Raw genomic sequence first — 14,214 nt, 5'->3', positions numbered from 1 at the left:
CTCGAAAGGTTAAACATTCAAAATCGACTGTGAAGTAACGAGTACATAATGGCGAACCCAAGTTTTGTTTATAACCCACCGATGACACCTTATCTTGATATTTTGTATCAAGATGAGGACATGGTGGTTGCGCATAAACCTAGCGGGCTATTGAGTGTTCCGGGCAAAGCATTAGCGCACCGCGACTCGCTGATTAGCCGGGTGAACCGTGTGTACCCCACCGCCACAGTAGTGCATCGCTTAGACATGGCGACTTCGGGTATTTTGGTGCTGGCGCTTAATAAAGATAGCCATCGCCATATCTCGAAACAGTTTGAATTACGTCAAACTAAAAAGCGCTACTTCGCCCGGGTTCATGGACATGTAGAACAAGACAGCGGAGAGGTTAACCTTCCCCTTATTTGCGATTGGCCAAACAGGCCAAAGCAAATGGTAGACTTCGAGCGCGGTAAAAAAGCCGTAACGCACTTTGACGTCATTGAGCGCACACTGGATGAAAAAGAGCGACCCCATTCTCTCGTTGCCCTTTATCCCATTACCGGTCGCTCTCACCAACTGCGAGTACATATGCTTGCTTTGGGTCACCCTATTTTAGGAGATAGACTCTATGCCCACGAAGAAGCGTTATCCATGGCGTCTCGTTTACAGCTTCATGCTGAAAGCTTGAGTTTTTTGCACCCGACACTTGGGCACTGGCTGCACTTTAATGTCGCCATCCCTTTTACTCCGTTTCGCCCAAAGCCGCTTTCAGAAAGTATTGAGTAGCGTTTTAACGCTATTCAACTTTATCAATAGACTCCATTTTAGTTTTAACACACCCTGCCGATAACCTTCTTACAACGCTTGATGTACGAATTAATTTGATGCTTTCCAAGCTGAATAGATCCAGATTAAGGTAAAGGCAAACCACATTTTATGAAAAGGCACGCTCTCCTTTTAACATTTGCTGTTATTGTTTCGCTATTGCCTATGACAGCCCACTGTGACTTTTTCACAGATGTTAGTCACGCCTATCTGCCTGGAGAAGTGAAACCTTTGATGATTGGAGAAGTTGAATCCCCAATTATTGAAATTGAAGCGCAAACACCGTTACCTTTGGGCGTGGCTATCATACTCACAGAGCCTTTTCCCTCTAGCCTTACGCTCGCGCAGGGAAATAGCCTTGCCAACATGCTTGCTGAAAAAGGCTGGAATGTAGTGATAAGTCCGTTTAATTTTCCGGTCAATGTCACTTCCCAGCAAAACCAACATGCTGAATCTACAAACACCGACATGTCAGACTCTGAAACTACGTCTATGTCAGCCCAAAATATCCACCCCAGAAGTAATCAACTTACGCAGTATCTCAATTTCGAATCAGCAACTTCAGCACTGAGTTTACAACTCAATGCATTGAATAATTATTTACAAGACAATTCAGGCTACCGTATGGTCATTGCACAAGGCATGCTGGCCACAACTTACTTGTCCGTCGTAGAGCAACAGCCTCAACTTCATCCAGACACTTTCGTAGCCATTTCACCTTTTTGGCCAGAAGAATCAACGAATACATTAGTTATAGATAATATAGCGCAGTCCAGCTTTCCAATATTGGATCTGTCACTAAGTGGATTTAACGATTGGGCGAACAGTACCACGCAAAAACGAAAGATTAGCGCAAAAAACGCACTAAAAATGCACTATCGGCAAATAATTATCCCCAGCAATTTATTAGCCTTTAGTATAAAGGAGTTTCAGAAACCCCCTCATATTCAGATAGTTGCAAATAGTACTATTGGTTGGACTCGCCACCTAGGCTGGTAATTCGATAATTTACCGATTACGCTAAATTAGTATCCAAAACAATTACCTAAATTTAATGGTGTAAATAGCAAGCCTCTGTCCTAAGCAGTAAGATTGTTATGAACTATAATACTTTTAGCAAACATAAACGGTTGAGTTACTTGTGAGTGTTCAAGATTTCGTAGATAACAAAGCAAAGCAGCTGTGTTTCTATTTGAGAGCATTTTGGCAAGGAGAGCTTCCTATCGAGGAGATCGAGCTATTCTTTTGGGATAGTATGGAAGAATGGGGGCAAATTGATTACACCTTAACGCAGCCCTATACACAAAAAGAACGAGTTTTTTGGCATTTACTTCACCAAGTGCATTATTGGAATGAAGATAAGCTAATTAACGACCAGTTTCTTGTAGATGAACTAAATAACTGCGTGAATTTCCTTGAAGGTTTGGGTCATTGCCCACTCGACTGCGTAGGCATTCGTCCATAGTAAAACTTTCACTTCAACGCGTTATTGCTTCTCACTGTGGTTCATGGCTCAATATGCTTTTGTATTCTTGCCTAAGGCCGCAGTTTTGCTCAACGCTTTAAAAACGTTTAACGACAAACGATACCTCAGTATATTTCTTTTCGGCATTTCCAGTGGCTTCCCTTGGATCATGATTGGTTCAGTGCTATCTGCTTGGCTCAAAGATGAAGGTTTGTCTCGCTCGGCCATCGGCTTATTCGGCATTATTTTCGCGACATACTCTTTTAATTTCCTCTGGTCTCCGCTTGTCGACAAAATCAAGCCCCCACTATTAGGTCAACGACGAGGTTGGATTTTCGCTATGCAAGGCTGTGTAGTTTTGCTGTGTTTAGTGATGTCTCAACTCACTGCAGACCAAGATTTGTTTTATGTTGCATTAGTCGGTTTGCTTATTGCTATTGCCTCAGCCACGCAAGATATCGCCATCGATGGTTTTCGCATTGACTGTATTGCCCAAGACGACAAAGACGGCATGTCAGCTGCGTCTTCAGTAGCCACCGCTGGCTGGTGGACAGGTTATGGCGGGCTTGGTGCTATCCCGTTCTTCTTGGCTGACATGACATCTTGGACTTGGCCAAACATTTATCTTTTACTCGGTGCTCTCATGGCTTTATTAATGTGCGCCACGTATTTAGCGAACGAGCCACAAATTGACCGCGAAGCCTTGCTTGAAAAGATAACAGCCAAAGATACAAAGCAGTCTCCCGTTTTTCACTGGATACAAACTACTCTGGTCACGCCATTCGCCGAATTTTTCAATCGAAATGGCGTTAAATTAGCGGCGTCGTTTTTACTGTTTATCTTTCTATTTAAAATCGGTGAAGCCTTTCTAGGCCGCATGAGTATCGTGTTTTATAAAGAAATTGGCTTTTCTAATAGCGATATCGCTACTTACTCAAAATTGCTCAACTGGTGGGTAACCATCGTGTTTTCACTGTTAGGTGGATTGGTTAACATTCGCTACGGTATTTACCGCGGATTAATGATTGCGGGTGTGGCCATGGCCGCGTCTAATTTATTATTTGCACTGATCGCGCAAACAGGCCCTTCCACATCTCTTTTAGCCATAACCGTTATTGTCGATGGTTTTACAGGGGCTTGGAGCACCGTTGCCATGGTCGCGTTTATCTCACTATTGTGTAATCGGGCGTTTAGTGCAACCCAATACGCACTCATGGCCTCCCTGAGTGTTGCAGGCAGAACTTTGGTCGCTTCTAGCAGCGGCTTTGTTGTAGATAGTCTTGAAGGCAATTGGAGCTTGTTCTTTATTCTCACAGCAGTCATGGTAATTCCCAGCCTTTGCTTTTTGTATTCAATTAGGCACCACATAAAGCGCGTTGAGTCACCGTAATTTTATTCTACTTCCTTGCAAGTTAGCGTTAGTTGCCTACATTTAAGGTAGGTATCTCTACCGCATATTACTTGCAAGGATGAACGTGAGCTCAAACCAGGCTGGCCAGTCGCAGCGCAAATCATCATCAATTTCGCGGACATTCACTTTTTCAAAAGTGAGTGTTACAGCACTGTTGATCGCTATGGTTGTCATTGCGGTTTTAATCGCGCTGATGAGCAAACAACAAGCTCTCATAGCAGCCTTAAAGCAGCAGAGTTATTTAGAGGACAATATTCTTGCCACTGAGTCTAGTATCAATCAGTTTACGTTTCAGGTGGAGAGCAGCGCGTTTTCTGGCCCCGCGAATTATACTATTTTAAAGCGCGAGCTACAGGTCACCGTTCAAGGTATATCAGAATACCTTCGCAGTAGTGCAGGTCAAGCTATCTCGCCCACCGTCTTATCCGAGAGGGACTTTGCAATAGCAAAAGAAGGATTGAATAGCGCGTCTGCACGGCAGGTCGCGCAAACCACACTAGATTTACTTTATACTCTTATTGAGTTGCCGACAGACGATGCAACTCAACGTATTCAGCAGCAATTTAGCCTGCTGCCTATGGTCAATGCCATGCAGGCGGAAGAAAACGCGTTGTTACTGCGTATTCAGGCGTTGCGCAATAAGATGCTTCTCACTACTATTTTGGGCGCAGTCGTCATTGTACTTTGGTATTTTATTGCATGTTTTTTTTACAAAAGTAACGCAAACAAGTCGCCTAAAAAGTTTGGTAAATCGAAGTTGAGACTTGCCGTTGTGGATGACGATAGAGATTTGCAAAACAAAGAGTTTTTGCAACTGATTAGTCATGAATTCAGAGCGCCAATAAGTGCAATTATCAGTGCTCTTGAACTTATTCCTAACATGGAAGAAGAGCGCACCAGACTAATTCAGCAGGCTGAACAATCCAGCTATCGACTTCTTAATCTTACCAACAACCTTACCGATGTATTAACCAATAACACTGAAGACGACTTGCACTTTTCAGATGTCGACCTAATCAGCTTGCTCGACGAATGTATCTCGCCGTTTTCTGTACGCGTAAAAGACAAAAAAATCGAATTTAATATGCACTGTAGTCACAGTGTGCCCCATTACGCAGAAACGGATCCTGTCGTCCTTTCTAAAGTAGTAGTTAACATTCTTGATAACGCCGTTAAATTTACGGCTCATGGACTGATCGACGTCACCGTTACAACCTTGGTGAAAAACCAAGGGATTTTTCTCGTTATTATAATTAGTGATACTGGAATAGGAATTGATGAGGCGACGCAAAAGCGCATGTTTGAACGCTTCTATCGCGGCGAACACTCAACTGGCCAACGCTTCCCGGGGGCAGGAATTGGCTTGTCTGTAGCTAAACGTAGCGTTGATAAGCTGGGCGGTGCACTACAGGTAACCAGTACAGTTGGAGTTGGTACAGAGTTTAAAATTTTACTGCCTCTGAAACCTATTGAGGATCTTCCCGCTACAAATTCAGCACCGTCTAATGCGACCTTCGCCGTAGTTGACGATTTAGAGATATCTAGGCTGCATTTACAATCAATTATTACCAAAGAGGGCTTTAGCGCACGCACGTTTTCATCTGGTGCGAACTTGCTCAATCTGCACGAAGAAATACTCCAGTTTTCAGGCATTATTGCCGATTTGTATATGCCGGGCATGAATGGTCTTGAACTAGTGAGGACGCTTAAGGCAATTTTTGGTGAACGGGTACCGCCCGTTATTGTGTTATCAGCAACCCCAGATATTGCCAACATTATTGCAAACAGTGAACTGCCCATCTATCAAAGTTTTGTTAAACCCATCGATAGAAACCGCTTTGTAGATGCGCTCCATCACCTCACAGCAAGTAACGCAAGAGTTGTTGAAACAACGAAAAAGGCCAACGTGTTACTGGTAGAAGACGAGCCCATTAATGCAGAAATGGTGGGGTATATGCTGCAATGTATGGGTCACGAAGTTACCGTGAGTTACACCGGTGACGACGCTATTATTAGAGTGAGTGAAAATGCGTTTGACTGTGTACTGCTGGATATCAACTTACCAGATATCAATGGCTTGGAAGTCGCTAAAATAATGAAAGAAGGTCACCCTGACCTTCCAATCATCGCCCTTACGGCCAATGCCCACAGAAGCGATAAAGAAGCGTCGCTGCAGGCAGGTATTCGATACCACTTAGTGAAGCCTGTCACCTTTCAAGAGCTCAAAAACACCCTACGCCTAGCACTATAACGCGCCAGGCGCTGCATAAATGCGATATTGATTTCGGCCGTTTTCTTTTGCTTCATAAAGCGCCTGATCGGCACACTCAAGCCATGCCATCGCTCCTTTAAAGTCAGGAGAGAATTGTGCAAGGCCTAAACTAACAGTGAAACTTATTGACTCACCTTCGTGTTCTACCACTAAACGCTGTGCTAATTGTCGGATACGTTCGGCCACTATCTTGGCATCTTCAACCGAAGAGTCATTCAGAATAATGGCAAATTCCTCGCCGCCGTAGCGCCCTGCAAGGTCGGTTTCCCGCACACAGCGCTTAATCAGCGCTGCTAACATCTTAATCACCTTATCCCCTGCCTGATGACCATAAGTATCGTTAATGCGTTTGAAATGGTCGATATCGAGCATAAGCGCAGTACTTGGCTTTTCTCGGCGCACACAAAGTTTGTGCATCTCATCAAAGCGTTCCTGCCAGTAGCGACGATTATATAGCCCAGTTAGACCGTCCACGCGGCTCGCAGTTTTCAACTCTTCGTTAAGATGCTCCATTCCACGCTTACCGAGCGCCTGCTCAGTGACATCGTAAACAAGCATACAAAACCGCTCTACGTTGCCGCGCTTATCAACAATAGGGAACATGGTCACATTTTGGTACATGAACTCTGCAGCGCTGGTTACAGGGCGATTACAACCAAACTTAAACAAGTAAGGACGCTGCTCCCAAATAATAAACACCGGGCTCTTCAAATTGAACACAGGGTCAACTTTGGTTCTCAGCCATTTTTCTTCTATTTCCGGGAAATGAGAAAAAAGACTGTGCCCAATGATTGCTTCCGCTTTCTTTGCACCGTGGTTTTCAAGAAACTTGTTCCACACTTGAACCTTGAAGTTGCGGTCTAGCACTGCTATGCCCACTTCAATGGAATCGAGAAGCTCTGCGGGTACTTGAGAAGAATTAACTAAAGCACCGGTGGAAAGTGCGTCTGTAGATGCATTCATAGACTTTCCTTGTCTTGTGTCACAGCGTCATCATCGAGCAGCCGAGAATAGATATGGTTCATGGCATCACCAGGAAATAGCAACAGCAGGTCAAAGGAAATATCTCTGGCCTTAATGGCATAACCTATTTCGATAGCCATGAGCTTGCCCCAACGCTGCACGTTATCACTTAAAAGCGTTGATAGTCCTTGGTGCTGCCCCAGTAACACCGGATGCGTGTGGCTAAAGGCGACATTTAACTGCTCTGACAAACCGTTTAAACAGGCCCCGATAAGAATATTGGAAACATCCATTAGTGCTTCTAGCGCTAGTTTGTCGGAGGAAGCCGACGGCGGATACTTTAATAGTTCAACGATGTTTTGAGAGTTTGTGTCGTTAAAAATAACCAGCGCTTCGCCGCTTATACCTTCACTAATAAAGCCTTTTGAAACTGCCGACACGCTGTCGTTACGGTTAATTTCCGCAACCGCCATAGACAGTTCGTTGCTTTCAATTAAGTTGACGTTTGGGATAGGCAAATCAATAAACTCGCCTAGCAGTTGAGCAAGATTCTCACCCGCACGCCCCATGGCAATATTGACCATTTCACGGCATGCGTCTAATTGATCTTCTTTACTCATCTGGCGCTTGGCTAAAACGGCATTTGAGTCGCTATCGTCTTGCGCTTTTTGTAAGCTCGCGCCAGAAGAATGCGTCTCGCCACTGTAAATCCCGTAAGAGGCTAGGATGTGGCTGAGTTTTTCGTTATCAATTGGCTTTCTTATGAAATCCAGGGCACCAAGAGCGAGCATTTTTTCTCGCGCTTGCGCTTGTACATCACCGGAAACGACAACCACCAAGCAAGGAAGATCCTGTTGGCGAATGGCTTCCATGGTTTGATAACCGTCCATTACCGGCATGTTTAAGTCGAGAAACACCACATCGCCTTTGCCTTCGCGAACAAGCGCGAGGGCTTGCTCACCATTCTCAGCAAACGAAATATCCACGTCCCACCCATCAGGTAAACTGCGCGCCATCTGGCGCCTTGCGAAACCTGAGTCGTCGCATATCAATATAGGAGTACTCATGGTAACTCCTTATATGGCAACAGGGGCTTTAATGTGTGGGTGTGACTGGTAATTTTTAAGCGTAAAGTCGTCGAAGGAAAACCCGAAGATATCTTTCACCTCAGGATTAATTTCCATAGTTGGGCGCTCGAAAGGCTCACGACTTAGCTGCAACTCTACCTGTTCAAGATGATTTGAATACAAATGCGCATCGCCTAGCGTATGAATAAAATCGCCGGGCTCTAAATCACACACTTGCGCCATCATCATGGTCAGTAAAGCATAACTTGCGATATTGAACGGAACGCCCAAGAAAATATCGCCGCTTCGCTGGTAAAGCTGGCAGCTAAGCTTACCGTCTAATACATAAAATTGGAAAAGTGTATGGCAAGGTGGCAATGCTTGTTTGCCCATCGCTGCATTTTCTTTAGGAGAATAATTGGTATCAGGGAGCACTGCAGGGTTCCAGCCGCTAACGATAAGTCGACGAGAATCTGGATTGTTTTTGATTTGCTCAACCACTTCGGCAATCTGGTCTACCGATGTGCCATCACCGCGATCCCAACTGCGCCACTGATGTCCATAAACCGGACCAAGCTCGCCTTCTTCGGTAGCCCACTCATCCCAAATACTCACACCGTGCTCTTTCAAATAAGCGATGTTCGTCTCGCCTTTAAGAAACCAAAGTAGTTCGTGAATAATGGATTTAAGGTGACACTTCTTTGTTGTCACCAAGGGGAAACCTTCCTGTAGATTAAAACGCATCTGATAGCCGAATACACTTAACGTACCTGTACCAGTTCGATCTTCCTTTTTCACACCCGTATCACGTACATGGCGCATTAGAGCGAGATATTCTTTCATCGTTATTCTTATATTTTTTGCTGTTCAACATGGTCTTTTCCGCGCATGTAAGCACGGACTATTAATCCTATTCCTAAAGCTATCATAGGTAAACAAAGAAGTTGCCCTTGGCTTAGTCCCATTTGATATAAGCCAATATGTGCGTCGGGCTCTCTGAAGTATTCAACGATAAACCGGAAGGTGCCGTAACCAAGTAAGAACAAGCCGCTGACCGCCCCTACTGGACGCTTTTTGGCAGAATATAGCCATAGGATAATAAAGAGTAGTACGCCTTCAAGCGCAAACTCGTAAAGCTGTGATGGATGACGAGGGATATTACCCGCGTTAGGGAAAATGACCGCCCAAGGCACATCGGTGCTACGCCCCCAAAGTTCAGCGTTTAAGAAGTTACCTATGCGTCCGGCACCCAAGCCAATGGGTACTAACGGGGCAACAAAGTCGCCTAGTCGAAGGAAGGTCGTGTTCATACACTTGGCGCGCCAGAATAAGGCTGTTAGCACCCCTAAAAGCCCGCCGTGGAAGGACATTCCACCAGCCCAAATTTTGAATAAGTACAAGGGATCGTCGAGGAACATACCAAACTGGTAGAAAAGCACATAGCCTATTCGTCCGCCTAATATTACGCCTACGAAGCTCCAGAAAAGCAGATCGCTTAATTGCTCACGGCTCCAGTTGGTTTGTGAAAGACGCTTTTGTGCCAATAGGTAAGCGGCGATAAAGCCCACCAAATACATAAGGCCGTACCAGCGGACACTTAACGGACCGACACTGAAGATAACGGGGTCGATACTGGGAAATACCAGATAACTGCTCTGTTCCATTACTTTATTCAATTCCTAAAATCATTCTAATGCTCACCAACACGAGTAAGCACGCCAACATCGCTTTTAACACACGAACATTTACTCGCTGCCCAAGCTTTGCACCTATGTTTGCGGTAAACATAGAGGTGGCAACAATACCAGCTGTTGCCGGTAAATACACATAACCTAAACTATGTTCTGGTACATCTATCGCATTGTAACCGGCCACGATAAAGCTCGTGGTACCAAAAACGGCAATAATAAGTCCGCAAAAGGCAGCACAGCCAATTGCCGCGCGTACATTAACACGAAACCATACCAGCGCAGGTACCAATAATGCACCGCCACCAATACCCATAAGTGCACTTAGTAAGCCAGCTCCACCACCAACAGTCGCAAGCGTACCTTTTGATGCGTCATTTTCTGAGGCTTTTTGCTTACCAAATATCATCTGCATCGCAATTAAAATAACCAGCACCGCAAACACATCTTTAAGCAGTTCACCAGAAATATGGCTTGCTACCTGAGCTCCGGCAAATGCGCCAAAAGCAATACCTAAGCCTGTGTAAAGCACAACATGCCTTTGAATATTACCCAGTTTGTAATGCGCGAAGGCCGACGACATTCCTGTGAATATGATGGTAGATAATGAGGTAGCGATAGCGACAGGCATTACGGTTTCAGTGGTCATTCCCATGAAATGTATAAGCAAATACGACAACACAGGAACGATGATAAGCCCACCGCCAATGCCCAGCATACCCGCCAGAACACCTACCACAGAACCTAAAATAAGGCAGCTAAGAACTATTACAACTAATGGATCCATTCCTTAAGCACCTGCTCGGATAAGGCCTCCCAGGCCCTTGGTTTCAAGATATTGATTCAAGTGCACAAAAACTTCTTCTTGGCTAACAGAGGTGAGCGCCAATGACAGTAACTGCTTACATTCATCCAGCGTGACTTTTCTAATAAGCCAGTTTATTTTTCTTAAGTTAAAGCCGTTCATACTTAGGCGGCGATAACCCATTCCCATTAGCAGTAATGCTCCAGCTGGCTCACCTGCAATTTCACCGCAGATAGTCACGGGCACTTGATTTTGATTGGCTTTTTGAACCACGTCGTAAAGCGCCCCTAATACCGCAGGATGATAGCTGTTGTAGAGCCCTGCCACCCGCGTATTGTTTCTATCCACCGCGAGCAGATATTGGGTCAGGTCGTTACTGCCTACCGAAAAGAAATCCACGTGCTTTGCTAATTGAGGTAGCTGATAAAGTACCGACGGGACTTCTAGCATAATACCTAACTTAGGCTTGGTTAACGTTTGTCCTGACTCTGCAATCTCATCACAAATTTCATAATATGCCTGATTAATTAGCCGCTTAGACTCCTGCACTTCAGATACGGTGGAGATCATAGGCAGCATAATTTGCAAATTGCTTAGGCCTACACTTGCACGCAGCATGGCACGAACCTGAACCAAGAAAATTTCTGGATGATCAAGGGTTAGGCGGATGCCTCGCCACCCCAAAAATGGGTTTTCTTCATTAATGGGGAAGTACGGTAGTGGCTTATCGCCTCCTACGTCGAGAGTACGCATAGTGATAGGCAATGAAGGCGCGGCCTCAAGCACTTGGCGGTACAGCTTTACTTGCTCTTGTTCTGAAGGAAAACGCTCGCGTAACATAAAGGGGATCTCGGTGCGATAAAGCCCTACACCCGCGCCAATTTGTTCAGCGTTTAGCTCGACTTCAGCTGAAAGGCCAGCATTGATATAAAGAGACATTCTACAGCCATCAACACTTTCGCAAGGTTTATCAGCCTCGGCGTCAATTTTCTCTGCGATGGCCGACTCTTCTTCAATGAGCTGTATAAATTCAGACTTGATGTTACGTTCAGGCGATACAATGACCTCGCCTGAATACCCATCAAGCAAAATCTCTTTGTCTTCGAGTAGTGCTGGCGTGACGTTTTGACAGCCCATCACTGCAGGCACGCCCATGGCTCTAGCCAATATTGCCGCGTGAGAGTTATTTGAACCGCGAATAGAAATAATGCCTTTTAGCTTACCTCTTGGAAATTCGGCAAGCATAGGCGCTGAGACTTCATCAGCTACGAGAATACTGGCTTCGGTTATCGTTTTTTCAGTAACCTTTTTGCCATTCGCTTCATACAAAATGTTGGCAAGAATACGGTCGGATAAATCGACAATATCAATGGCACGCTCTTGCATGTAAGGGTCGTCCATTGCTTGAAAGCGTGCGGCATAGCTTTCTACAACCATTTTTAATGAAGACGCCGCATCCCAACCTTGGCGAATTTTTTCTTCTACTTCCCGCCCAAGGCTGTTGGCATCTAGCAGATGATGATATAGCTGAAAAATGGATTTAACATCGTCGGGAATGCCGTCATCTAACCGCTTCGATAACGCATCGACATGACCTCGCGTAACTTCAACCCCTTTGCGATAGAGTTGAATTTGATCTTGAGGAGATTGCGTGCGCTTTACGACCCAGTTTTTAAGGTTAATAGATTTGTCTGGAGACACTCCCTTGCCAATAGCAAGGCCTGGAGAACCCGCAATACCACGCACATTTTTTTGCCGCGCAGTATTGTCGTTTGAATTTGACAGCGTCAAAGCCCCGCGAATATCAGCATTGGTTATTTCTAACGCGAGCTGCGCAGCAAGGGTGACTAAGAATGCTTCTTCGTCTTCACTGAAGCGGCGCATTTGTGATTGCTGAAGGGTAATAACACCAAGCACACGCCGTTGGTTGATAATAGGCGTACCTAAAAAGGCGTTATAGTTTTCTTCCTGAACTTCGGGGTAATGTTTGAATCGAGGATGGCTATGAGCATTAACGATATTAAGGGGCTCTTCCCGCTGACCTACCAGCCCGATAAGCCCTTCTGAGAAGCCAATGCGTACCTGCTCGACTGCATCGGGATGTAGTCCGTCAGTGGCTTTAAGGATAAATTCTTGGGTGTCGTAATCGGCAAGGTAAATAGAGCATGAATCGACATCTAGGGTCTGTTTAACCCGTGAGGCTAGCCTAAACAACGCCGTATCGAGAGCAGGAATTTGATTCATTTCCTGCACGATACGCTTTAACGTGGTTAACATTGTTCCTTGCTGGCTCTGATGGCTCACCGGTTTTTCCTTTTTTACTCGCAGTTTACTCGCTGCTTACTCCGCACACCGCAATATTGCACACCTCTTTCTTGCGTACCTGAACTTCGCATACGCTTATCCACGCCTGCGTTTCTTGCCACGTTTATGTGGCGCTGCGTTTTGGCGCTGTTGAGGCCGATGCTGCGCAGACAAAACTACAGGCGAGAACTCTTTCATTACTCGTCTGTATACATCGCGCTTAAACGATACAACGTTTCTTATTGGATACCAGTAACTTACCCACCTCCAGTCATCGAATTCAGGATGACCTGTTTTAAGTACATTAACGTCTCGCTCGTTACAATCGAGCTGCAACAAGAACCATTTTTGTTTTTGTCCTATACAAACAGGGTTGCTGCCTTGTCGAATTAATCGCTTCGGCAGCTTATATCTAAGCCAGTTACGGGTAACACTTAAAATAGTGACATCTTTCGGTGTCAGCCCTACTTCTTCGTGAAGCTCGCGGTACATAGCTTGTTCAGCAGATTCCCCTTCATCAATTCCGCCTTGAGGGAACTGCCATGAATGTTGACCATAACGTCTTGCCCAAAATACTTGACCCATTTTGTTGCAAATCACTATGCCCACATTCGCACGGAATCCATCGGCATCTATCACATAGACTCCCGGGCACACTATACTGTTATATGTTTTCATTCTTCCACAAACTATGCTCCAATCATAGTCTTAATATTCGTACCCGCTTTTCAAACAGGAAATTAGCCATATTTATGCAGCCTCCAGCGTCTCCCCCGTCATCTCCAGATAGCCTTTTAGCCCGTTGTCATGCGATAGCAGGCTTGACGCTTGGAGAGCTTGCGGACATGGCAAATGTAGCCATTCCGGCCAATTTACAACGTCACAAGGGGTGGCCAGGCATGCTGATAGAGAAGTGGCTGGGCGCGAGTGCAGGTTCGAAGCCTCAACAGGACTTTCCTGAACTTGGTATCGAACTTAAAACCATTCCCATTGACGCCCATTTTTCCCCCTTAGAAACCACCTACGTTTGTTTTGCCCCGCTTTTGATGACGCCCGGCATTACATGGGAAACGTCTAACGTGCGCAACAAACTACAGCAGGTATTGTGGCTACCTATTGAAGGTGACAGAGCTATTCCGCTGGCCCATAGGCGGGTAGCAACAGGCTTCTACTGGCGACCGAATGAACACGAAGATGCGGTATTGAGACACGATTGGGAGGAACTGGTCGAGCAAATTGCAACTGGACAGGTCGAGTCGATCACCTCTCGTCAAGGCGAGGCCTTACACATTCGTCCTAAGGCAGCAAACGGGAAAGTGCTCACCGACGCGTTGGGGCCAGAAGGTCAGCGTATTAAAACCCGTCCTCGCGGCTTTTATTTACGTAAAACCTTCACCCATCAAATATTGATAAATGCATTTGGTGGCTAACGCGA

The 14,214-nt window shown here is 45.5% G+C and carries 13 protein-coding genes; 6 read left to right on the top strand and 7 right to left on the bottom strand.

What is annotated here, in order from left to right:
• Positions 1–48 precede the first annotated feature (48 nt).
• From rluA to MHN09_RS09770, 5 genes are all read left to right on the top strand, one after another.
• Positions 49–765, top strand: a complete 717-nt coding sequence (rluA, locus tag MHN09_RS09790; RefSeq protein WP_239240447.1) for a bifunctional tRNA pseudouridine(32) synthase/23S rRNA pseudouridine(746) synthase RluA — start codon at positions 49–51, stop codon at positions 763–765.
• Positions 766–915: 150 nt separating this feature from the next.
• The gene (locus tag MHN09_RS09785) at positions 916–1,803 is read left to right on the top strand and encodes an alpha/beta hydrolase family protein (RefSeq protein ID WP_239240444.1); all 888 of its coding nucleotides are present in this window, start codon (positions 916–918) and stop codon (positions 1,801–1,803) included.
• A gap of 142 nt (positions 1,804–1,945) precedes the next feature.
• The gene (locus MHN09_RS09780) at positions 1,946–2,269 is read left to right on the top strand and encodes a hypothetical protein (RefSeq protein ID WP_014948188.1); all 324 of its coding nucleotides are present in this window, start codon (positions 1,946–1,948) and stop codon (positions 2,267–2,269) included.
• A gap of 43 nt (positions 2,270–2,312) precedes the next feature.
• Positions 2,313–3,659 (top strand): MFS transporter, encoded by a 1,347-nt coding sequence (locus MHN09_RS09775; protein WP_171337546.1) that lies wholly within the window; start codon positions 2,313–2,315, stop codon positions 3,657–3,659.
• Positions 3,660–3,744: 85 nt separating this feature from the next.
• Complete coding sequence (locus MHN09_RS09770) at positions 3,745–5,931, top strand: response regulator (RefSeq protein ID WP_239240441.1); 2,187 nt, start codon at positions 3,745–3,747, stop codon at positions 5,929–5,931.
• Here the strand turns inward: MHN09_RS09770 and MHN09_RS09765 are convergent.
• The 7 genes from MHN09_RS09765 to rppH all read right to left on the bottom strand — a co-directional run bounded on the left by MHN09_RS09765 (position 5,926) and on the right by rppH (position 13,418).
• Entirely contained in the window at positions 5,926–6,915 is a 990-nt protein-coding gene (locus MHN09_RS09765; RefSeq protein WP_014978257.1) for a sensor domain-containing diguanylate cyclase, read from the bottom strand. The two genes, MHN09_RS09770 and MHN09_RS09765, sit on opposite strands and share 6 nt — an antisense overlap.
• Entirely contained in the window at positions 6,912–7,982 is a 1,071-nt protein-coding gene (locus MHN09_RS09760; protein WP_039224447.1) for a response regulator, read from the bottom strand. Before MHN09_RS09760 ends, MHN09_RS09765 begins: the two co-directional genes overlap by 4 nt.
• A gap of 9 nt (positions 7,983–7,991) precedes the next feature.
• Entirely contained in the window at positions 7,992–8,825 is an 834-nt protein-coding gene (locus MHN09_RS09755; RefSeq protein WP_014948183.1) for a thymidylate synthase, read from the bottom strand.
• Between the two features lie 8 nt (positions 8,826–8,833).
• On the bottom strand, positions 8,834–9,646 hold the full coding sequence (gene lgt, locus MHN09_RS09750) for a prolipoprotein diacylglyceryl transferase (protein WP_014978255.1): 813 nt from the start codon (positions 9,644–9,646) through the stop codon (positions 8,834–8,836).
• 4 nt (positions 9,647–9,650) lie between these two features.
• A complete protein-coding gene (locus tag MHN09_RS09745) occupies positions 9,651–10,457 on the bottom strand; it encodes a sulfite exporter TauE/SafE family protein (protein WP_014975612.1) in 807 nt (268 codons plus the stop codon).
• A 3-nt stretch (positions 10,458–10,460) separates the two neighbouring features.
• Complete coding sequence (gene ptsP / locus MHN09_RS09740) at positions 10,461–12,752, bottom strand: phosphoenolpyruvate--protein phosphotransferase (protein ID WP_039224899.1); 2,292 nt, start codon at positions 12,750–12,752, stop codon at positions 10,461–10,463.
• A gap of 123 nt (positions 12,753–12,875) precedes the next feature.
• On the bottom strand, positions 12,876–13,418 hold the full coding sequence (gene rppH / locus MHN09_RS09735; RefSeq protein ID WP_239240439.1) for an RNA pyrophosphohydrolase: 543 nt from the start codon (positions 13,416–13,418) through the stop codon (positions 12,876–12,878).
• Positions 13,419–13,531: 113 nt separating this feature from the next.
• Here rppH and mutH point away from each other — a divergent pair, with 113 nt between their 5' ends.
• Positions 13,532–14,209 (top strand): DNA mismatch repair endonuclease MutH, encoded by a 678-nt coding sequence (gene mutH, locus MHN09_RS09730; RefSeq protein WP_039224444.1) that lies wholly within the window; start codon positions 13,532–13,534, stop codon positions 14,207–14,209.
• Positions 14,210–14,214: the final 5 nt, after the last annotated feature.

The sequence above is a fragment of the Alteromonas sp. MmMcT2-5 genome (genome assembly GCF_022348315.1).
GTDB lineage: Bacteria > Pseudomonadota > Gammaproteobacteria > Enterobacterales > Alteromonadaceae > Alteromonas > Alteromonas macleodii.
This window is presented reverse-complemented; position numbering and strand designations above follow the sequence as displayed.